This window comes from Microcoleus sp. FACHB-68 (genome assembly GCF_014695715.1).
Lineage (GTDB): Bacteria > Cyanobacteriota > Cyanobacteriia > Cyanobacteriales > Oscillatoriaceae > FACHB-68.
On sequence record NZ_JACJOT010000018.1, the window covers coordinates 1 to 23764 of the forward strand.

The window sequence follows — 23764 nt, forward strand, 5'->3', positions numbered from 1 at the left end:
ATCTCCTTGCTTCCACTGGGTCTTGACTTGTTATATACTTTTGTTTCAGTTCATCTTCTTTGAGATGATTGGCTAGATGCGCTTTTCTGGGCATTGCTTTTTACTTTTTTGCCTGACCGGATTATAAATAGCCTATTATAACCGAATTTAGTATCACAAGTACTAAAAACGCTACATTTTGTTTTTGTCCAACTACTAACACAAGAGTTTGTTGAAAGTTTTAACAATAAATTATGCCCGATTTAAAAAAGAGCTTTTGTATTAACAAACTTGAACAGCGTAAAAACAAAAAGTTTTTAACTTAGTATTTTTTTAGTTGTTTTATATAGTAAGTTCGGTAAAATTAAAACAACTTTTCCATAACATTATTTTTTATTAAAAATAAAACTACTGTAGGGATATTCAATCTGATTATCTAATCAGATACCTAAATACCTTGTTGATGACAAATTTTCTTTAAAAAGGTATTTAGAAGTGGTTTATATACGTTTTAATTAAAAACCACTTAACTATAACATAAATTTTAAATAAACTTAACTTTAACATAACTATATCTTTAGCTGGTAATGAGAGCGTATCAACTGAGCAAACTCAAGAAATAACGTTTTCATTTTTGTCAGGAAACTAAAAAATGGCAATCACATTGCAAATTCTGCACGCTTCTGATCTTGAAGGTGGTGTTGCAGCGCTAGAAGATGCGCCCCGATTTTCAGCCGTTGTTAACGCACTGAAGGCTGAATTTGCTGAACAAACACTGATTTTATCTTCAGGAGACAATTACATACCGGGGCCGTTTTTGGCGGCGAGTAGTGACAGCAGTTTGCGCGACGAATTAGGGGGAGAAGGCGCGGGAAGAGGCGACATTGCCATTGCTAATGAGATTGGGTTTCAAGCTGCTGCCTTTGGCAACCATGAATTCGATCTCGGTACTTCAACGGTGGCTTCTTTGATTGGGAAAAGTGGAAATTACACCGGCACTGCTTTTCCTTACCTCAGTTCCAACTTGAATTTTAGCAGCGACAGCAACTTAGCAAGATTTGTCGTTCCCGATGGACAAGCGCCTCTGCCTAACAGCATCGCCAAAAGTACAGTGATCACTGTTCAAGGACAACCTATCGGTATTATCGGTGCGACAACACCTCTTTTACCCGACATTTCTTCCCCTGGTGGCGTTGGAGTTTTACCGGAAAATGAAGAAGATTATGATGCACTTGCCGCTGCGATTCAACCGGCTATCGATGCCTTAGTCGCGCAGGGCATTAACAAAATTATCCTGCTGGCGCATATGCAGCAGTTAAATATCGAAGTTGAGCTGGCTTCTCGCTTGCGAAATGTCGATGTAATTATTGCCGGCGGTTCTCATACACTCTTGGCAGATGAAACAGATCGCCTCAGAGTTGGAGATGCTGCGGAAGGCGTTTATCCTATCCTAGAAACTTCTGCTAGTGGTGAACCCGTTGCCGTTATTAATTCTGCTGCCAACTACAGATATGTTGGCAGATTAGTTGCAGAATTTGACGATAACGGGGTATTAATTCCCGAAAGTATTGATCCAGAAATTAGCGGTGCTTATGCAACAGACGAACAAGGCGTTACGGATTTAGGCAATCCAGAACCTGATTCAGAAGTTGTAGCGATTACGGATGCCCTGGAAGAAGTTATCGTTACGAAAGATAGTAATATCTTTGGCGAAACAGACGTATTTCTCAACGGTGCGAGAAATGATGTTAGAACGCAAGAAACTAACTTAGGAAACTTGACAGCCGATGCCAACTTATTCGCGGCTCGTCAAGTTGACCCTGCTGCGGTTATTTCTATAAAAAATGGGGGCGGTATTCGTGACTCTATTGGCGCGATTAGTGCGGCACCTGGAACCGATCCAAGTGCAGGGGAAAAAATTCCTCCACTTGCGAATCCACTGGCAGGGAAAGAAGCAGGAGAAGTATCTCAGCTTGATATTGAAAACTCTCTGAGATTTAACAACCAACTCACTCTGCTAACGCTGACAGCCGAACAGTTATTGCAAACAATTGAACATGGGGTTGCTGCAACTGCAGAAGGCGCAACTCCCGGTCAATTTCCGCAAGTTGGCGGTATGGCATTTAGCTTCGATCCGAGTTTACCGGCTGGTGATCGGGTGCAAACTTTGGTCGTGAAAGATGATGCCGGCAATCCAATCGATACGGTTGTCCAAAATGGGGAAGTGATTGGCGATCCAGATCGGACATTTCGCATTGTGACGCTGAATTTCTTAGCCGGCGGTGGTGACAGTTACCCTTTCCCAGAATTTGCGGCAACCTCAAACCGGCTGGATTTAGTGCCGGCAGAAACGACAGCCGATTTTAATACTTTTGGCACTGAGCAAAAAGCTTTATCCGATTACCTCAAAAGTATTGGAAATTTCAACTTTGCAGATGCACCGGCAAGTGAAGATCAGCGCATTCAAAATCTTGCTGCACGCGAAGATGAAGTGCCGGTGGGAGGCATTTTAACCTTTACGCCGCTAGGCACTTACGACAGTGGAGTTGTCGGTGAAAGTGCGGCTGAAATTGTTGCCTATGACGCAACCACACAGCGCTTATTTGTAGTAAACGCGCAAGCTGCCGTCATTGATGTTTTGAGTGCTTCTGATCCGACAAATTTGGTTAAGGATTTTGAAATTGATGTCACGCCTTATGGTGCAGTTGCCAATAGCGTCGCTGTCAACAATGGCGTTGTTGCGGTAGCAGTAGAGAATGCGGATAAGCAAGCAGCCGGCAGTGTTGTTTTTTTTGATACAAACGGCACCTTTTTAAACTCGGTAACCGTTGGTTCGCTGCCTGATATGGTAACCTTTACCCCAGATGGTACAAAGGTGCTGGTGGCAAATGAAGGCGAACCAAGCGATGATTACACGAACGATCCAGAAGGTTCTGTCAGTATTATTGACCTTTTTGATGGCGTGGACAATGCCTCCGTAAATACAGCTTCATTTACAGGGATTAACACACCGATTGATCAATTAAAAGCAGAGGGATTCCGCCTTTTTGGGCCAAATGCCACCCTCGCTCAAGATGTTGAACCAGAATACATTACGGTTTCTGAAGATTCAACAACTGCCTGGGTAACTCTGCAAGAAAACAATGCAATTGCAAAGCTTGATCTCACAACCAATGAGATTACTGATATCTTACCTTTAGGGTTCAAGAATCATGCCGGCAAGCTAGAAAAATTTACCTTCACTAACTTGCCGACATTGGGAACAACAGAAGCCGGTGATAATATTTTGCTGGGTGGTTTTTCTGGTTTATTCTATGAAGGGAAGAACCCAGAAACCGGCAACTTACAGTTTATCACTCACACGGATCGTGGCCCGAATGCAGAGCCGGTTGATACAAATGGGGATGGAATTAACGAACGTCCTTTCGCGCTGCCAAATTTCCAGCCAGAGTGGATTCGTTTTGAATTAGATCGCTCAACCGGCACCCTCGAAATCAGTGATCGTGTTGGCTTAACAAAACCCGATGGAACTGCACTCACCGGCTTGCCAAATCTTGCCGGCACTGATGGCTTGGCTTATTCTGATGAAGTTCCCATTGATTTATTTGGAAATCAGTTATCACTCGATCCTTTGGGTGCGGATCTCGAAGGTATTGTCAAAGCAGATGATAACACTTACTGGATGGCGGATGAATACCGGCCTTCCCTTTATCATTTTGATGCAAATGGTAAGCTAATTGATCGCTTTGTTCCGCAAGGATCTGGGGAAACAACCGGCACAGAAGCGTTGCCGGCAGTTTATGCACAGCGACGAGCAAATCGGGGATTTGAAGCGATTGCCTATGAAAATGGCAAAATTTATGCCTTCATTCAAAGTGCGATTGATAACCCAGATGTTGCCAACGATGGCAACGCTAAAAAATCCCTGAATCTGCGAATTTTAGAATTTGACACGGAAACCAACACCACCACCGGCGAATATCTCTATCGCTTAGAAGGCGGCGCAGCAGATCGCTTGGGAGATGCGGTAGCCGTTGGAAATGGGGAATTTTTAGTCATTGAGCGAGATGATGCGATTGGCGCGAATACCGATAAAAAGGTATTCAAAATTAATTTAGCCGGCGCGACTAATCTCACAACCTTAGATGCTAGCATTGCCGGTTCTTTAGAAAGCTTGACAACTGAGCAACTTTCCGCATCAAATATTGTGCCAGTGAGCAAAGAATTGTATGTCGATTTGGTTAAAGCCGGCTACGACTTTGCAGACAAAGCAGAAGGATTGGCATTTGTTGACAAAAATACCATTGCAGTTGTCAATGACAATGATTTCCAATTAGAAGGCGGCTTTGATTCACTAACCGGCGCATTAAATCCTAATTCTGAACCTCAAAATCCAACCCTGGCATTAATTACCCTCAATAACGGTTTAGATGCCAGCGATAAAGATGGTGGGATTAATATTCGCAACTGGCCGATTTTTGGGATGTATCAACCGGATGCCATCAGCTCATTTGAAGTGAATGGTCAAACGTATTTAATCACTGCAAATGAAGGGGATAGCCGCGATTATGATGGCTTCAGCGAAGAAGCACGAATTGCAGATTTAACGCTCGATCCTATCGCTTTCCCGAATGCCGCAGAATTGCAAGCAGAGGACACTTTAGGCCGGCTAAATGTCACAACCGCAAATGGCGATACTGACGGCGATGGGGACTATGACCAACTTTATGCCTTTGGCGGTCGTTCCTTCTCAATTTGGGATACCGAAGGAACTCTGGTTTATGACAGTGGCAACGATTTTGAACGCTTAACCGCTGCCTTCGTACCCGAAGCGTTTAATTCTGATGGCGACACCGGCAGTTTTGACTCCCGCAGCGACAACAAAGGGCCAGAACCTGAAAGCGTTGTCACAGGGGTAATTGAGGGACGCACTTATGCCTTTATTGCCTTAGAACGCATCAGTGGGGTGATGGTTTATGATATCAGCGATCCAACCGCGCCAAAGTTCGCTCAATACCTCAACAATAACGATTTTACCGGCGAACTCGGAAACGATATTTCTCCGGAAGGGTTGAAGTTTATTTCAGCCGAAGATAGTCCCACAGGTGAACCGTTGCTGGCAGTTGCCAATGAAATCAGCGGCACAACGACAGTTTATCAGGTGGCAACTGCCCCAACGCCAACTCCCACACCAAATCCCACTCCCACTCCAAATCCAACCCCAAATCCAACCCCAAATCCAACCCCAACCCCAACCCCAAATCCAACTCCAACGCCAACGCCAACTCCCGGTACTCCGGATCTAGGGAACCTTGGCACCGGCATCACCGTTATTCCCAACGTCAATTTAGTTCAAACAACGCTGAATGGTGGGGAGTCAGATGACACACTAACCGGCACAGAAACTGCAGAAGGCATTTACGGGTTTGCCGGCAGTGACTTGCTTTTCGGTAATCGTGGTAATGACAATGTCATTGGCGGTAACGGAATAGACATTCTATTTGGAAATGCCGGCAATGATTATCTCGATGGCGGCAACGATACCGATGTGATCTTTGCCGGTAAAGAAAATGATGCGGTTCTGGGACAGGATGGGGATGACTTCCTATTTGGTGAACAAGGTGATGACACGGTTTTAGGAAATGCCGGCAACGACTACCTCAACGGTAACAGCGGCAGTGACACCCTTGATGGCAATGAAGGAGACGACACCATTCAGGGCGGCCAAGATAACGACCTAATCAAAGGTAATATCGGAGCAGATGTGCTGCTGGGTGATCGCGGCGATGACTCCGTGTTTGGCGGTGAGGGAAATGACTATCTCAGCGGCAACAGTGGCAAAGACATTCTCGATGGCGGTGTTGGTGACGATAGCCTTCACGGCGGCAAAGACGATGATATTCTCATCGGCAATACCGGCGCGGATCTGCTGTGTGGCGGACAGGGAGATGATACCCTGAGCGGGGATAGCGGCAACGATGCACTCTATGGCAACGCCGGTGAGGATCTTTTGGATGGCGGCGATGGCAATGATAGCCTCTATGCCGGCAAGGACGATGACACCCTGATAGGCGGTGCCGGTGATGATATTCTCAACGGAGATTCAGGCGACGATTCTTTAACCGGCGGTGCCGGCAGTGATCGCTTTGTCTTGAGCAAAGATGCCGGTAGCGATACCATCACCGATTTTACAGCCGGTGAAGATTTCTTTGTCTTAACTGCCGGTTTAACCTTCGAGAACCTCACCATCACGGCTTCCGACAGTAACACGTTGATTCGTGTTGGCGACGAACTTCTCGCCACAGTCAACGGGTTGCCGGCTAACTCAATTACTGCCGATGATTTCGTTCTCATTTAATCGAAATTAACCTCAAAAATCGGGTGGATAAAGTTTAGCAAAGACATTATCCACCCGATTTATTTTTATAAAAATTACTGGCTTACAGAAGAATATCGGCTTAGTTAAATCGATAAGTTGGCATTCCGGGGGAAACGGGTGAGAGGCAAAATAAATCACCCGCATAAAACCCTTGTTGAATTTGTTTTTGACTCAGTCCCACCGATGCAGAAGTGATGTAAAGCTCAGTTAAATCTTTGCCTCCAAAGGTGGGACAGGTGGGGCATTGCACCGGCAGCTTAATGCGTTGAATTTCTTTGCCGGTTGGGCTAAATTGCACCACACACCAGCCATCCCAGAGGGCTGACCAAAGATTACCTTGCTGGTCGATTGTCAGTCCGTCGGGTTCTACGGCTTCATCACCGAGGTCAATTAATACGCGACGATTGCCAATTGAGCCGGTTTCACCCTCAAAGTCATAGGCAAAGATTTTGCGTTGGGGTGAGTCAGTTAGGTAAAACGTTGCCCCATCAGGACTCCAGCCCAATCCGTTAGAAATGGTTAACCCGGTTTCCATCTCATGCAAAGAACCATCTGGATCATAGCGGTAAAGGGCTGCCTGCCCCGGCGCTTCGCTGATGGAACCGATCCAAAAGCGCCCTTGAGGATCGCACTTGCCATCATTGAGGCGGGTATCCGGATGGGGAAATTCAAACCGGCACAGATTTTCGATGCTGCCGGTTTGGATATCTAGGAAGGCGAGGCGATCATTCAGCGCCATCAGTAATCGATTCCTGCTAGCCAATGCGATCGCACTTACCAAATCTCCCACATCCCAGTAGCGATTCTGCCGGCTTGCCGGATCAAATTGGTGGACACGATGGTTATGGATATCAACCCAATAAAGCCGGTGGTTATTCTCATCCCACAGTGGGCCTTCCCCCAGCCGCGCACGGGCATTGAGGACGTTTTGAACCAATGTCTGAGTCGTTGTCATAAAGTTGTCACCCATACCTTTTTGTTTAAGCAGACCAGGCTTCTCGAAAGTCAGCGTAGAGGGTCAATCCGCCATCAATAAACAGGGTTTGTCCAGTGATATAAGCCGCTTCATCGGATGCCAAAAATGCTACGGCTGCTGCCATTTCCTCCGAAGTGCCGGCGCGCCCCATCGGAATATGACTTTCCACCACAGCCCGCTTTTCTGCATCCTCTGTCCAGGCATCATTAATTGGGGTAACGGTGGCACCGGGTGCGATCGCATTGACGCGAATTCCTTGGGCTGCGTACTCTAGTGCCAAGGTCTTCGTCAGGTTTCCCATGCCCCCCTTACTGATCGAATAGCTGACATACATGGGGCGAGGAATGATTTCATGCACACTAGAAATATTGATGATCACACCTGATCGCTTTTGTTCTACCCAATGCTTTAGGGTTTCTCTGGCACAAAGATAAGCACCCCGTAAATTCACACTCAGCACTCGATCAAACTCTTGTGTTTCAACTGCGTGAGATGCTTTCTCTGTCTGAATACCGGCATTGTTAACCAGAATATCTAAACTGCCAAATTTTTCAATAACTGTTTCAACCATGCGGATAATATCCGCTTCTTGAGAAACATCCGCCTGCACCAAGAGTGACTGCACACCACAATTCTCTACCTGGTTGCAAGCGGTTTGCATGGCTTGCTCTTCCGTCTCTTGTGCTGCCTCTGGATTGCTGCGATAATTAATGGCAACATTACAGCCTTCTTGTGCTAGCCGGATTACGATTGCCTGTCCAATCCCTGAGGAAGCCCCTGTAATCAGTGCTGTCTTGCCCTGCAATCCTCTCATAACGCCTCACAGTAAATATCTACGAGCTTAGAGATTAACTGGCTTAAGCCCTGTAGATTATATCTAGCGACAACTTTTGATGGATCTATCAAAGGTTATAACTGCTATTACTATAGGGGTAAAGAAGCTCATTGCCTGTGTTGTTCTTAGTGACAGTTGCGCCCCTAATTGGGCTGAATTTATATCTCACTAGCTTAATGGTGCTTGTCTTTACTGAACCTAAAATTTTCCCTTGCCGGCTGATACCCCCCAACAATCGTAAAATTTCATCTTTGCTAATCCCCGAATGCTGGCTTTTAAAATAAAAACTTATCGGAGAATTCTTAGGGTGAATCAAAACATTTCCTCATCAACAACCGCTCAATCCTTAGAAACCACTTACTCCCGCCAGTTTCTCGACTGGTTGCAAGAAGAACAGATCAGCCTTGCCTTCACAACCTACCAAACCTCACGCCTGATGTTTATTGGCGTCAATTCAGAAGGAGAATTTTCTGGATTTGAGCGTTTGTTTAATCGAGCAATGGGACTTTACGCAACGCCTGAACGCCTTTACTTGAGTACAAAGTATCAACTTTGGCAGTTAGACAACGTACTGCTACCCGCACAACTTTACGAAGGGCACGACAAACTTTATATCCCGCGAATTGCTTATACAACCGGCGATTTAGATATTCATGATATTGCCGTAGATAATGCCGGCAGAATCATTTTTGTCTCTACTTTACTAAATTGCTTAGCCACTGTAAGCGAGCGGAACAGTTGCACGCCTCTGTGGAAACCTCCGTTTATTTCCAAAGTCATCAACGAAGATCGCTGCCATCTCAACGGCTTGGCAATGGTAGAGGGAAAACCCCGTTTTGTTACGGCAGTCAGTCAATCTGACGTTATTGACGGATGGCGAGACAGAAGACAAGCAAGTGGCTGCGTTATTGACATAGAATCTAACGAAATTATTTTAGCCGGCTTATCCATGCCACACTCACCTCGCTGGTATCGGGACAAATTATGGTTATTAAATTCAGGCACCGGCTTTTTCGGTTCTGTAGATATAAAAACCGGAAAATTTGAACCCATTACTTTCTGTCCCGGCTATCTTCGCGGATTAGCCTTTTGGAAAGATTATGCCATCGTCGGGCTGTCAAAACCAAGAAGCGAAGAGAAAACCTTTTCTGGACTAGCACTCAATGAAGAATTAATTGCCAAAGATGCAGAGCCTCGCTGCGGATTTATGGTGATAAATCTGAACACCGGCGCAATTGTTCACTGGTTGCGATTTGAAGGACTAATTGCCGAACTGTATGACATCCAAATCTTACCCAACGTGCGGCGACCGATGGCCTTAGGCTTTCAGACAGACGAAATCAGCCGGCTGATCACCCTTGATCCCATGCAATCTGTTTAATTTTTTACTCCTAGAGAATTTCCCCTTACACAGCCCACTCTCTAATTCCCTGATCCCCTAAGATCAACCCTTTTGCCAATCTCTTTTTGGATGGACAGAATTTTATTTTGGTCAGAACTAATTATTCGATGAGCAGCCAGCATATTTTTGTGTAAAAACCTGCCAATTTGGCAACACAATTGGCTCGAATTGAGTTTTTATAGCTGTACAGGGATAGGCGTCTTTATATCTGTATAAGAAATGAGTTAGCGAAGGTTAGTCGTAAATAAACACTTTACGACTAACTGCTAACAAACCAACGCTAACAATTGATAACAGAGCAATAATGACAATGCAAATTGCCACCGTTAACCGCTACAGTAACATCACCCCCAATTGCAGCCAAAATCAAGCCTATCGAGGCACAGAAATCCAAATAGCTCAGAAAAACTCCGATAGCAACTTCACAATCTCAGCAAAGGGGATGCTGGTAGCGATTGATACCAGAGTAGAAGCTTGGGAACTGTTAGCAGCCGGCATTCAGAAAGGGGCCGAGGTTCTCATTCTTGACCCCTTCCGTGATGGCATCGAGCAAATCACCGAAGCGCTCACCGGCTCACTGACTTCCAATGTGCATATCGTCTCTCACGGTTCTACCGGCAGCCTCTATTTAGGCAATAGCCAATTAAGCCTGGAAACGCTCAACGATTACACCGGCTTGTTGCAGCAGTGGAAAACCGCCTTAACCGAGAACGCCGAAATCCTGATTTACGGTTGCAACGTGGCAGCCGGCGAGAAATCTCTTCTGCGCCGGCTGCACCAGCTAACAGGTGCAAAAATCGCCGCCTCCACCAACCCAACCGGCAGCGCAGCAAAAGGCGGTGACTGGAAACTAGACTTTACAATTGGCGAAATTACTTCATCCTTAGCATTTACACCACCAGTCCTGCAAACATACCCAGGGGTGTTGAATTTTGGCCCTGCCACTAACTTTGCAGTGGGGACAACGCCCTACTACCTCGCCAAAGGAGACTTCAACGGCGACAGCAACCTAGACATTGCCGTGGCAAATGATGGCTCAAACAACGTCTCCGTGCTTTTGGGGGATGGCATCGGCAGCTTTACGACGTTCGCCACTGTCGCCCTGCCTGTGGGGGCGAATCCTACTGCTATTACCGTTGCCGACTTCAACAACGACGGCAACTCCGATATCGCCACAGCGAACCGCACCTCCAACAACCTGTCTATCCTTTTGGGGAATGGCACCGGCAACTTCACCCTTACCCCCACCCCCCCAACTGTTGGGGCAAGTCCTCGCAACCTCGCAGTTGGGGATTTAAACCGCGATGGCAACCTCGATATCGTCAGCAGCAATAATGTCGGTGACAACCTCTCCGTGCTTTTAGGAAATGGCACCGGCAACTTCACCACTTCCGCCACCATTCCCCTTCCAGGAATGGTTGCTCCCCGTCCCCGTCCCGTTGCCGTGGCGGACTTCAATGGCGACGGTAACCCCGACATTAGCGTTGCCAACGCAATCACCAACAATGTCATTGTGCTGTTAGGCAATGGCACCGGCGGCAACTTTACCACTTCCGCCAATATTGGCGTCGGATCTCGTCCCTATTCTGTTGCCGTGGCGGACTTTAACGGCGACGGCACCCTGGACATGGCAACGGCAAACCGCAACCTTAATGGTCTTGTTAACAGCAGCACTGTCTCGATCCTCTTAGGGAATGGCACCGGCAGCTTTACCCATACCCTTCTCCAAGGAGAGTGGACTAATCTCCGTTCCGTCACTACGGAAGACTTCAACAATGATGGCAATCTAGACTTGGCAGTGTCAGCCTATGGCTCAAATAACGTCTCTTTGTTATTGGGAGATGGCGCGGGTAACTTTACACCTGGAACGAGTTTTGCGGTGGGGGGTAGTCCTCAAACCGTTATCTCAGGCGATTTTAACGGAGATGGCCGGCCCGACTTGGCAACGGCAAACCGCATCGGCAACAGCGTCTCTGTGCTGCTGAACACGTTTAATCAACTTTTCCCTTCTGTCACCTCAATCAACCGTGCCGATCTTGACCCCCCCGCCTCTGCCAGTGTCAATTACACGGTTACTTTTAGTGAAAACGTCATCGGCGTAGACGCATCAGACTTTAGCTTAGTCACCACCGGCACCCTTGCAAATGCCTCGATTATCAATGTTGCCGGTAATAGCAATCTCTACACAGTCACCGTAAACACCGGCACCGGCAATGGCACGATTGGATTAAACCTAGTCGATAATGATTCCATCACCAACGCTACAGCACAACCCCTCGCCGGCACCGGCACCGCTGGCACCTTATTTGACGGCAGTTTCACGGGACAGACTTATAACTTATTAGACACAACCGCTCCGAGTGTCACCCTTGCTCCCATCACTACTAACCCCCGCAATAGCAGTGTCAGCAACCTTAGCATTACCTTTAGCGAAGCTGTCCAAGGTTTCGATTTAGCAGACTTCAGCCTAACGCTGAACGGCGGTGCAAATCTGCTCACAGGGGCGGAAACGCTTACGACAAACGACAATATTATTTGGATGCTGAGTAATTTGGCGGGCATTACCGCTAGTGATGGCAATTACCAACTCACCTTAGCGGTTAGCAATATCACTGATAATTCGGGTAACGCCTTAGCTGCCGGTGGAAACATCACTTGGACTGCTGATTTAACCAGCCCTTCCTACACCATAAATCAAGCAATCAATCAAGGTGATCCGGCAATAGGGGAGACGATCAATTATCAGGTGGTCTTTTCCGAAAATGTCACCGGCTTTGATAGCAGCGATATCACTCTCAGTGGGAGTGCCGGCGCAACCACCGCAATTGTTACGCCGGTTGACGCTGCCGGCACGACTTATAACGTCGCCGTCACCGGCATGACTAGCAGCGGAACAGTAACTGCCGGCATCGCCGCCAATGCTGCGGTTGATGCTGTCGGCAATTTCAGTATTGCCGGCATCGGTGGCGATAATACCGTCACTTATAATATCCCAGCACCAGAAATACAAGTTTTAGAAGGTGCCATCGATATTGCGGATGGTTCAACAACTCCAATAGATTTCGGCAGCACCGTTGTTGGTACTAACCTGACAAAAACCTTCACTCTCAGCAATATTGGCTCCGCCGCACTTAACTTGAGCGAGTTGCAACTTCCTGCCGGTTTCACCCTTGCCGGCAATTTTCCAACTACGCTAGCGGCAAACACTCAAGCCTCTTTGCAAATTCAACTGAATGCAGCAACGGTTGGCAATGCCGGTGGCACACTTTCATTTACTACAAATGATACTGATGAAAATCTGTTTGACTTTGCTATTGCCGGCACGGTTACAGCCCTTCCCGAACCAGAAATTCAGGTTTTAGAAGGTGCCATCGATATTGCGGATGGTTCAACAACTCCAATAGATTTCGGCAGCACCGTTGTTGGTACTAACCTAACCAAAACCTTCACTCTCAGCAATATTGGCTCCGCCGCACTTAACTTGAGCGAGTTGCAACTTCCTGCCGGTTTCACCCTTGCCGGCAATTTCCCAACGACTCTAGCAGCAAACACTCAAGCCTCTTTGCAAGTTCAACTGAATGCAGCAACGGTTGGCAATGCCGGTGGCGCTTTTTCATTCACCACGAATGATACTGATGAAAATCTGTTTGACTTTGCAATTGCCGGAACAGTTACAGCCCTTCCCGAACCAGAAATTCAGGTTTTAGATGGAACGAGCGATATTGCGGATGGTTCAACAGATGCGCTGAACTTTGGTAGCACCATTGTTGGCGCTGCTATTAACAAAACCTTCACCATTAAAAATATTGGGACTGCAGCACTTAATTTCAGTGAGTTGCAGTTACCGACCGGCTTCAGTGTGATCAGCGATTTGCCGGCTACAATAGCGGCGAATACTCAAGCCTCTTTGCAAATTCAATTGGATGCAGCTACGATTGGCACTTCCACTGGCACTCTTTCATTTACCAGCAACGACACCAACGAAAATCCTTTTGATTTTGCGATCTCTGGGATAGTTAATTCTCCCACACCGGAACCGACACCGGCACCGACACCGGAACCAATTCCAACACCAAATCCAACGCCTACACCAGAACCAATTCCAACACCAAATCCAACGCCGACACCAGAACCAATTTCAACACCAAATCCAACGCCGACACCAGAACCGACTCCGACACCGGAACCAACTCCGACACCGGAACCGACTCCGACACCAGGACCAAATCCAACGCCTACACCGGCACCGACACCGGCACCAAATCCGACACCAGAACCGACTCCGACACCGGAACCAACTCCGACACCAGGACCAAATCCAACGCCTACACCGGCACCGACACCAGGACCAAATCCAACGCCTACACCAGCACCGGCACCGGCACCAAATCCAACGCCTACACCGGCACCGGCATCGGCACCAAATCTAACGCCTACACCGGCACCGGCATCGGCACCAAATCTAACGCCTACACCAACCGGCACAAGTTGCCTTTGCGATATTTTCCCCACGCCGGATTTAGTTGTCGGCACGATTATTCCCAATGTTGATCAAAGCGACTTTGGTGGAGAAGCCGGCAATGACTCAATTATGGGAACCGCCGCCGCAGAAGCGTTTGATGGGGAAAGTGGTAATGATATTGTCATGGCAATGGCCGGCAGTGATAATGTCTATGGCGGTGATGACGATGACTTGCTGTTTGGCAATATTGGCGCTGATTTCATCGATGCCGGTGAGGGTAATGATACCAACTTTGGCGGACAAGATGCGGATACCATCTTAGGCGGAGAAGGCAGTGATATTCTCCTCGGCAACATGGGAAATGACACCCTGCATGGAGGTGCCGGCAATGATTTATTATTCGGCAACAAAGGGGATGACTTCATCGATGGCGCTGAAGGCAACGATACAGTATGTGCCGGCAAAGATGCGGATGCCGTTTTAGGCGGAGAAGGCGATGATATCCTTCTCGGTGATATGGGCAACGACACGATTAATGGTGGTGCCGGCAACGATCTGCTATTCGGTAACACCGGCGCTGACTTTATTGATGGTGGAGACGGCAATGACACCATATTTGGCGGCAAAGACAACGACATCCTTAAAGGCGGTGCCGGTGATGATATGCTCCTCGGTGATATTGGCAATGACACCGTTTGTGGCGGCGAGGGGAACGATATTCTCTTCGGCAATGCCGGCAATGACATTATGGATGGCTGTGAAGGTGATGACAGCCTCTATGCCGGCAAAGGTAATGACACCCTGATCGGTGGCTTAGGTGATGATATCCTCAACGGAGATTTAGGCGATGATATCCTCACGGGAGGTGCCGGCAGCGATTACTTTGTCTTGAGCAAGGGTTCTGGAAGTGACACGATCACTGACTTTACCGATGGGGAAGATTTCCTGGCTTTAGCTGCCGGTTTAACCTTCGAGAACCTCACGATTACTGCGGGTAATAATGCAACTTTAATTCTTGCCGGTGATGAACTTCTCGCCACCCTTACCGGCTTGCAATCTAACTTAATTACTGCAAGTGATTTCATAGCAATCTAATTGACATCAAAATCAAAAAGGGGGTGAAAATTATTCACCCCCTTTTTTTATTTATCCAGCCGGCACCGATACAGAAATCTGCCGGCAATCTTCGTATGGCTGTAGTGCTTTATGAAATATGCCGGTATTCCCCGCCGGCATTGGTGCGGCTGCGGAGATGAAATATATATCACATTTAATTAGTTGTTGTCAAGATCAATTTGGAATTGATCCTAAATTGATCTTGCGGCAGCTGGGTGAATTTCAGCAATATGTAATAGAAATTGTCCAGCTTAAAAAGCAATTTAAGCTTTATAAATTTTTCACAGAAGCTTTTAATCAAAACTTACCTACTAACCATCTAATTCACAAAAACTCTCACCAAAATGTCAAAGCTCACAGCAAATAAAAACCTGTACACCGTAGAGAAAACATTCGCCATGAATACTCCCTCCAATCTCCTTTTTATCGATTCAACGGTTGACGACAAAGAAAGCTTAATTGCTGGTGCTGTAGCCGGCACACCAGTCATCATCATCGATCCGCTGCGGGATGGAATCAGTCAAATTACGGAAGTTTTAGCTCAACACACGGGCATTTCTACCCTTCACATTGTCTCCCACGGCAGTCCAGGTTCTTTGCAACTAGGCAATACTAACTTAAGTTTAAATAACCTAGATCGCTACACAAAGAAACTACAATCTTGGACAAAGAACTTCTCTTGTGCTTCGATTATTCTTTACGGTTGCGAAGTTGCAGCCGGCGCAGTTGGTCAAGCTTTTGTGCAAAAGCTAAGTCAGTTAACAGGTACTGAGGTTGCAGCCTCTACGAATAAAACCGGCAGTGCAGCGCTTGGCGGTGACTGGGAAATGGAATACAGCACCGGCAAGGTCAACATTTTCTTAGCATTTGATGCCTCTGTGCTGGCATCTTACAGCTTTGTTCTGGCAAGCTTCGGTTCAGCCACTAGCTTTGGCGCACAAACTCCGCCTAACGGAGGAGGTAAGCCTCAGTACGTCTCCGTGGACGACTTAAACGGCGATGGCTTCCTCGATCTGGTCATCCCGAACCGCGTCGGCAATGTTTCCATTTTCTTGGGAGATGGCACCGGCAAGTTTGGCACAGCCACCAACTTTAACACCGGCCAATATGCGTTTGCTAGCGACATCGGAGATTTCAACAGAGATAATATTCCTGACATCGCTGTAGCCAACTGGGGCAGCAGCAATGTCTCTATCCTCTTAGGAACTGGAGGCGGCAACTTTAATCCCGCCACCAATTTTGCTGTCGGTCTAAGTCCCTGGTCTGTTACTACAGGTGATTTTAACCAAGATTCCTATCTTGACTTCGCCACGGCTAACACTGACGCTAATACGGTTTCCATTGTCTTAGGAAACGGCACCGGCAGCTTTGGTGCTGCTACAGATTTTGCTGTGGGTTCAAGACCTCAATCTGTTGCGGCGGGAGACTTTAACGCAGATGGCTTCCTTGATTTCGCTACCGCAAATTATAACTCTAACGACGTTTCCATCGTCTTTGGAACCGGCGGCGGAAATTTCGGCACTCCGACTAACATCGGCGTTGGAACCAATCCCTATTCTGTTGCCGTTGCCGACTTAAATGGAGATAGTATTCTCGATTTAGCGACAGCCAATGAAGGTTCTAGCACTGTTTCTGTCCTATTAGGGACAGGAGGGGGCAATTTTAACCCAGCAACTAACTTTAACGTCGGGCCAAATCCCCGTTCTGTGGCTGTTAGCGACTTCAACGTAGATGGCAAACTTGACTTAGTCACCGCCAATGGGGTGATCAGCAATAGTCCCACCGACAACATCTCCATCCTCTCAGGAGATGGCACCGGCAACTTTGAGCCGGCAAGCAACTTGAGCATTGGGACAGGGCCGTGGACTGCTGCTGTGGGCGACTTTAATGCAGATGGTTTACCGGATCTGGCGACCTCAAACTACTGGATTAATACCACCTCAGTTCTGCTTAATACTACAACTCCTGTGGCAAGCTTCGGTTCACCCACCAACTTTGGCGCAGGAAATCAGCCGCAGTACGTCTCTGTCGATGACTTAAACGGGGATGGCATCCTTGATCTGGTCATCCCGAACCGCGCTACAAATAATGTTTCCCTTTTGTTGGGAGATGGCACCGGCAAGTTTGGGACGGCTACTAACTTTAACACCGGCCTTTATGCGTTTGCTAGCGACATCGGGGACTTCAACTCAGATAATATCCCTGACATCGCCGTCGCCAACTGGGGCAGCAGCAATGTCTCCATCCTCTTAGGAACAGGAGGCGGCAACTTTAATCCTGCGACAAATTATAGTGTCGGTTCAAGCCCCTGGTCTGTTACCACAGGTGATTTTAACCAAGATTCCTATCTTGACTTCGCCACGGCAAACACTAGCGCCAACACGGTCTCCATTGTGTTAGGAAATGGCACCGGCAGCTTTGGTAGTGCTACCAACTTTGCTGTGGGTTCAACACCTCAATCTGTTGCGGCAGGAGACTTTAACGCAGATGGCATTCTTGACTTTGTTACCGCAAATTATAGTTCTAACAACGTTTCTATCGTCTTAGGAACCGGCGGCGGTAATTTTGGCACTGCGACTAACATCGGCGTTGGAACAAATCCCTATAGCGTTACCGTTGCCGACTTGAATGGAGATAATATTCTCGATTTAGCCACAGCCAATGAAGGTTCTAGCACCGTTTCCGTCCTGGTAGGCACAGGAGGGGGTAATTTTAACGCGGCGACTAACTTTAGTGTCGGGCCAGGGCCTCGTTCCGTAACCACCGGCGACTTCAATGTAGATGGCTTCCTTGACTTAGTCACTGCCAATGGCGTGGGTAGCAACAGTCCTACTGATAACATCTCCATCCTCTCAGGAGATGGCACCGGCAACTTTGGGCCGGCTCGCAACTTAAGCATTGGTACAGGGCCGTGGACTGCTGCTGTGGGCGATTTTAATACAGATGGTTTACCGGATCTGGCGACCTCTAACTACTGGAGTGGTAACAGCTCTGTTTTGCTTAATACAACAACGATTCATGCCAACAATGTCATCAACTACGCCATTACTGCCAACAACGCCACCGTTACCGAAGGCAACACCGGCACGACTCCCATCACCTATACCATCACCCGCAGCGGACGCACCAATGTTGCTAGCAGCGTCGATCTGAGCTTTGACGGAACCGCTACAAACAACACAGATTACACCCTCGCAGCCGTTGCCGGCACCGGCATCACCAATACTGCCAATACGGTTAACTTTGCTGCCGGTGCAACCTCTGCTACCATCACCCTGAATGTTGCCGGTGATGTGGTTAGTGAAACCAACGAAACGATTCAAGTTTCTCTAACTCCTAGCACCACTCCTGCCGGTGTTCAAGCAACCGTTCCCATCACGACTCCCGTCTCGACGACGATTACCAATGACGACACAGCAGGTTTTACGATTACTCCTGCCGGTGTCACGCTCAACACCACTGAAGCCGGGGGAACCGCAAGTTTTACGATTCGGTTAAATACTCAACCCACATCTGATGTCACCCTGGCTTTAAGCAGCAGCAAAACCGCAGAAGGCGCAGTCACTCCATCCGTAATATTCAATTCCACCAACTGGAATACCCCTCAAACTATTACCCTCACTGCCGTTAATGATAATGTTGCTGATGGCAATGTCGCCTATCAAATTAACGGCACCGTTTCCAGCAGTGATACCAACTACAGCGCCTTAACCTTCCCCTCTGTTAATGCCAGCAACACTGACAATGACATTGCCGGCGTTACCATTGTTCAATCAAATGGCAGCACTTCAGTTGCTGAAGGGGGTGCAACCGATAGTTACACCATTGCTTTAAATACTATCCCTTCCGGTATCGTTGATATTACTGCCGTTGCTAACAGCCAAACCCAAATCAGCACAGATGGGATTACGTTTGTCAACAGTGCCACCTTCACGCGCACCAATACCAGTCCTCAAACAATTACCGTACGAGCCATTAATGATAACGTCGTAGAAGGTAACCATACCGACACCATCACACACAGCATCCGTTATAGTACCGCTAGTGAATATCCCACCACACTCGCAATTAATCCCGTCACCGTCAATATCACCGACGCCAACCAACCCCCCACCTTAACCAATATCAACAAACCCGGCAGCGAAGACACCGCCATTACCTTTACGGCTGCTGATTTTACCAACGCCTTTAGTGATGCTAACGGCGACAGGCTGACGAAAATTAAAATTACGGCTTTACCAACTAACGGAACCCTCACATTAAACGGTGTTTCTGTCGCTGCCAATCAAGAAATCGCTGGCTCAGCGTTAGGCGGTTTAGCCTTCACTCCCAGCGCCAATTTTAACGGCAATGTTAGCTTCGGCTGGAATGGCTTTGATGGCACCACCTACGCAACGAGCAGCGCCCAAGTCAACCTCAATATTGCACCTGTTAATGACGCACCCACCGTCAGCAATATTAGCAAAGCTGCCAATGAAGACACCCTTATTTCCTTGAATGCTTCTGACTTCATCAGTGCATTTTCAGATGCTGACGCCAACAGCCTAACAAAAATTAAAATTACCACATTGCCAACCAATGGCACCCTCACCTTAAATGGCGTTGCTGTCACAGCCAATCAAGAAATTAACTTGGCTTCTTTAGCCAATCTTTCTTTCACCCCATCTGCTAATTTCAACGGCAGCACAAGCTTTAACTGGAACGGGTTTGATGGCACAACTTATGCAGTTGCCGGTGCGAGTGTTAGCCTCACTATCAATGCTGTTAACGATGTGCCGATTGTCAGTAATATCAGCAAATCTGGTAATGAAGACACCGCCATTACCTTTACGGCTGCTGATTTTACGAATGCCTTTTCAGATGCTGATGGCGATAGCCTGACAAAAATAAAAATTACTGCTTTGCCGACTAACGGAAACCTAAGGTTAAATGGTGTTTCTGTTGCTCCAAATCAAGAAATCGCTGTAGCAGCTTTAGGTGGTTTAAGTTTCACTCCCAATGCCAATTTTAACGGCAATGTTAGCTTTGGCTGGAATGGTTTTGATGGCACGAGTTACTCTGCGAGCAATGCAGAAATCAACTTAATTGTCAATCCCATTAATGACTTGCCGGTTGTCAGTACAATTAGCAAAATCGGAAGTGCCGGCACGGCAATTACTTTTACGGCAACCGACTTTCAAAGTGCTTTTGGCGATTTAGATAATGATGCTCTCAGCAAAATTAAAATTCCCTCACTTCCTGACAATGGAAGTCTGACGTTAAACGGGGTGGCTGTTACGGCCAATCAAGAAATTGAGCCGGCTGCTTTAGCAAACCTTGCCTTTACACCGGATGCCGATTTCTCTGGGGTTATCACTTTTGGTTGGAATGGCTTTGATGGCACGGCTTATGCGGCTGCCGGCGCAAATGTTAGCCTAGCGGTTGATGTGATTAACACTGCGCCAACTTTAGGAAATATCAGTAAAGCCGGTAATGAAAATGCTGACATTGCCTTTACCGCCGCTGACTTTACGGGTCAGTTTAGCGATGCGGATGGCAACCCGTTATCCAAAGTCAAAATTACTTCACTTCCCACTAACGGAACCCTCAAGCTTAGCGGCGTCTCTGTCACAGCCAATCAAGAAATTGAGGCGGCAGCTTTAGGAAATCTTGTCTTTTCCCCCAATGCCAACTTCGACGGCACAACCGGCTTTACTTGGAATGCATTTGATGGCATCGCCTACGCAACGGCTGCCGCGAGTGTTAACATCACTGTCAATAATGTTAATAACCTGCCGATTGTCAATACGGTGGTGAAACAAGGTAATGAAGACACGAACATTGGATTTTCTGCAACTGATTTTACGGGTGCCTTTGGGGATTTAGATGGCGATAGCTTAGCGAAAATTAAGCTAACTTCTCTGCCTCAAAATGGCACCCTGAATTTAGCCGGCAATCGCGTAACCGTTAATCAAGAAATTGCAGTGGCCGCGATCAATAACCTGACCTTTACGCCGACTACCAATTCTAATGGAACAGTTAGCTTTAACTGGAATGGTTCAGATGGCACGGCTTATGCGGCAACAGGCAACACGGTCAATTTGAATATCAAACCTGTTAATGATGCGCCACAGCAAATTATTGACCTTAACCGCAGTTACCGCTCCAGCGGAATCCCAATCAAAAACGTATTCACTGATCCAGATGGTGACCTTCTCACCTACAATCTAACTTTAGCTAACGGGGGTAGTATAAAAAGCAGTCCAAACAGCAGTTGGCTGAATTTTGATTTCAACAGTCAGGAAAATTCAATTACTTTGACGGGGACTCCTCCCACTCAATGGAACAGCTTCTTTGTAAATTTAACAGCAACTGACCCTTGGGGAGCCAGTGCTAATCATAGATTTGAGATTAGGAAGTCGCAATCGTACACAAGTGGCTGGGTGATTGATAATTACATTTCGGGAGCAACAGTCGTCTTAGATGCAAACACCAATGGCATCGTTGATGCCAATGAGCCATCGGCAACAACTAATACCAATGGCGAATTTAATCTCGATATTCCCTTCGAGACTTTCGACACGAACAATAATGGTGAAATTGACCCAGAGGAAGGCCGGCTCGGAGCATTCGGCGGCACAGATACAGCCACCGGCTTGCCATTAGAAACGCCTCTAACTGCACCGGCTTCTGCTACAGTCATCACGCTCTTAACCACTCTCATTCAAGATTTAATAGAGCAAGGAATTGAGCCGGATGAGGCGAATACTCAAGTTCTTACAGCGCTTTCTGTCCCCTCTGATATTGACTTAACCTCCTTTGATCCAATTCTTGCCACCAACAATAATCAAGCCGGTGGGGTGGAAGTTTTGGTAGCAATGACGCAGGTGCAAAACGTCATTACCCAAACAAATGCCTTAATTGATGGCGCTTCGAGTGCAGAGAATTCTGCAATCATGAAAGCGGTTGTGGCGGCTTTCACCACTCAAATAAAAGCCGGCACCACCTTAGATTTAAGTTCAGCCGAGCAGTTGGCGACACTGATTCAGCAAGCTGTAACAAACGTCAAACAAACAGATGCCAATCTTAACCCGATTGTAGATACACAATTCATCGCCTCAGTTGCTGAAGTGATGGCACAGAGTAATCAAGCGATTGACAAGGCAGTTGCGAATAGCACAGGTGAGTCAGTTGATGAAGAAATTGCTCGTGTGCAAAAGGTAACGCTGGATGAAGTGGTGAAGGATATTAGAGAAGCCGGTGCCGGCACGAAAGAAATTTCACAAGTGGTTGCAGAAGATACCGGCGCTGCATTAGATGCTCAAATTCAAGGCATCCCCATTGATGATAACGACGGTGGTAATAATAACGGCAATAACGGCGGTAATAACAACGGCGGTAATAACGGTGTTCCAGTTATCATCGGCACTACCGATCTCGTCAACACCTCTTTTGATCAAACCTTTGGCAGTGATGGCGATGATACGCTAACTGGCACCAGTGGTGATGATGCGATTAGTGCCAAACAAGGCAATGACAGCATCGTTGGTAATGATGGCAATGACTTGCTATTCGGCAATCAAGGAGATGACTTCATCGATGGCAATGCCGGCGATGATACGCTTTACGGTGGCAAAAATAATGACACGCTTTTAGGAAGTGGTGGCAAGGATCAGCTATTAGGCAACCTTGGCAATGACAGCCTCAATGGGGGTGATGCAGATGATTACCTCAATGGCAACCAAGGAGATGACACCCTTGATGGGGGTGAAGGTAATGACAGCCTTCACGGCGGCAAAGACTCGGATATCCTTTCAGGCAACACCGGCGATGATATTGTTTGCGGCGATATGGGGAGTGATAACCTTGCCGGCAATGAAGGGAATGATTTGCTGTTTGGTAATGCCGGCAGCGATAACCTCAATGGGGGTGAGGGGAATGACAGTCTGCATGGAGGTAAAGATGATGACACGCTGACTGGCGGCAATGGCAATGATATTCTCAACGGAGATATGGGCAATGACACCTTAATCGGCGGTGCCGGCAGTGATCTTTTTGTTCTGAAATCTGGTGCCGGCAGCGATACGATTACCGATTTTATAGATGGTGAAGATTTGCTGGGTTTAAGTGCCGGTTTAACTTTCGAGAATCTCACGATTATTGCTGGTAATAATGCCACTTTAATTAGTGCCGGTGATGAATTGTTAGCCACGCTAAATGGATTGCAACCCGGCTTGATCACTGTCAATGATTTTGTTCAACTGTAGTTGCACATTTCCTCTGCCTTGCTCAGATGTAAGGCAAAAGGCATAAGACGGTTGTGCCTGAGAAGTTTGCTCCTACAAGTGGAGTAGGGTGTGTGAGCCACGCACCCTATAATATTGAGTGCCGGCTTTACAACAGAACAAAAAGCACAAACTTTAACTTATATTTATTTTATTTAATAATAATAATTACCTTTACACAAACAGATTTTTATTAGTTAGAGTAGAAATTGCAGGCGTGTCAAAATCGTGCCACGTCTTCTGGAAATTCTTTCAATGCTACAGAACCGAACTCAGCTTCATAATCCTCTCTAGCCTTGAAAATTACTTGTTTCCGTCATTTTCAAGGCGGGTTGCGCTCCCAGAAAATTA

General features: G+C 47.2%; 6 protein-coding genes. 4 read left to right on the forward strand and 2 right to left on the reverse strand.

The window, feature by feature from the left end:
• The first annotated feature begins 631 nt into the window (after positions 1 to 631).
• Entirely contained in the window at positions 632 to 6337 is a 5706-nt protein-coding gene (locus H6F73_RS26780) for a choice-of-anchor I family protein (RefSeq protein ID WP_277882648.1), read from the forward strand.
• Positions 6338 to 6437: 100 nt separating this feature from the next.
• Here the strand turns inward: H6F73_RS26780 and H6F73_RS23830 are convergent, their stop codons facing one another.
• A complete protein-coding gene (locus tag H6F73_RS23830; protein WP_242072637.1) occupies positions 6438 to 7328 on the reverse strand; it encodes an SMP-30/gluconolactonase/LRE family protein in 891 nt (296 codons plus the stop codon).
• Between the two features lie 10 nt (positions 7329 to 7338).
• Positions 7339 to 8148 carry a glucose 1-dehydrogenase gene (locus tag H6F73_RS23835; RefSeq protein WP_190761262.1) on the reverse strand — a complete coding sequence of 270 codons (810 nt, stop codon included), beginning with the start codon at positions 8146 to 8148 and terminating at the stop codon, positions 7339 to 7341.
• Between the two features lie 328 nt (positions 8149 to 8476).
• Between H6F73_RS23835 and H6F73_RS23840 the strand changes: the two genes are divergently transcribed.
• From H6F73_RS23840 to H6F73_RS23850, 3 genes are all read left to right on the forward strand, one after another.
• Entirely contained in the window at positions 8477 to 9550 is a 1074-nt protein-coding gene (locus H6F73_RS23840; protein WP_347239610.1) for a TIGR03032 family protein, read from the forward strand.
• 331 nt (positions 9551 to 9881) lie between these two features.
• Positions 9882 to 15128, forward strand: a complete 5247-nt coding sequence (locus H6F73_RS23845) for a DUF4347 domain-containing protein (RefSeq protein WP_206754763.1) — start codon at positions 9882 to 9884, stop codon at positions 15126 to 15128.
• A gap of 419 nt (positions 15129 to 15547) precedes the next feature.
• Positions 15548 to 23395: an FG-GAP-like repeat-containing protein gene (locus H6F73_RS23850; RefSeq protein WP_190761265.1), complete on the forward strand. Its 7848-nt coding sequence runs from the start codon at positions 15548 to 15550 to the stop codon at positions 23393 to 23395.
• The last annotated feature ends 369 nt before the right edge of the window (positions 23396 to 23764 follow it).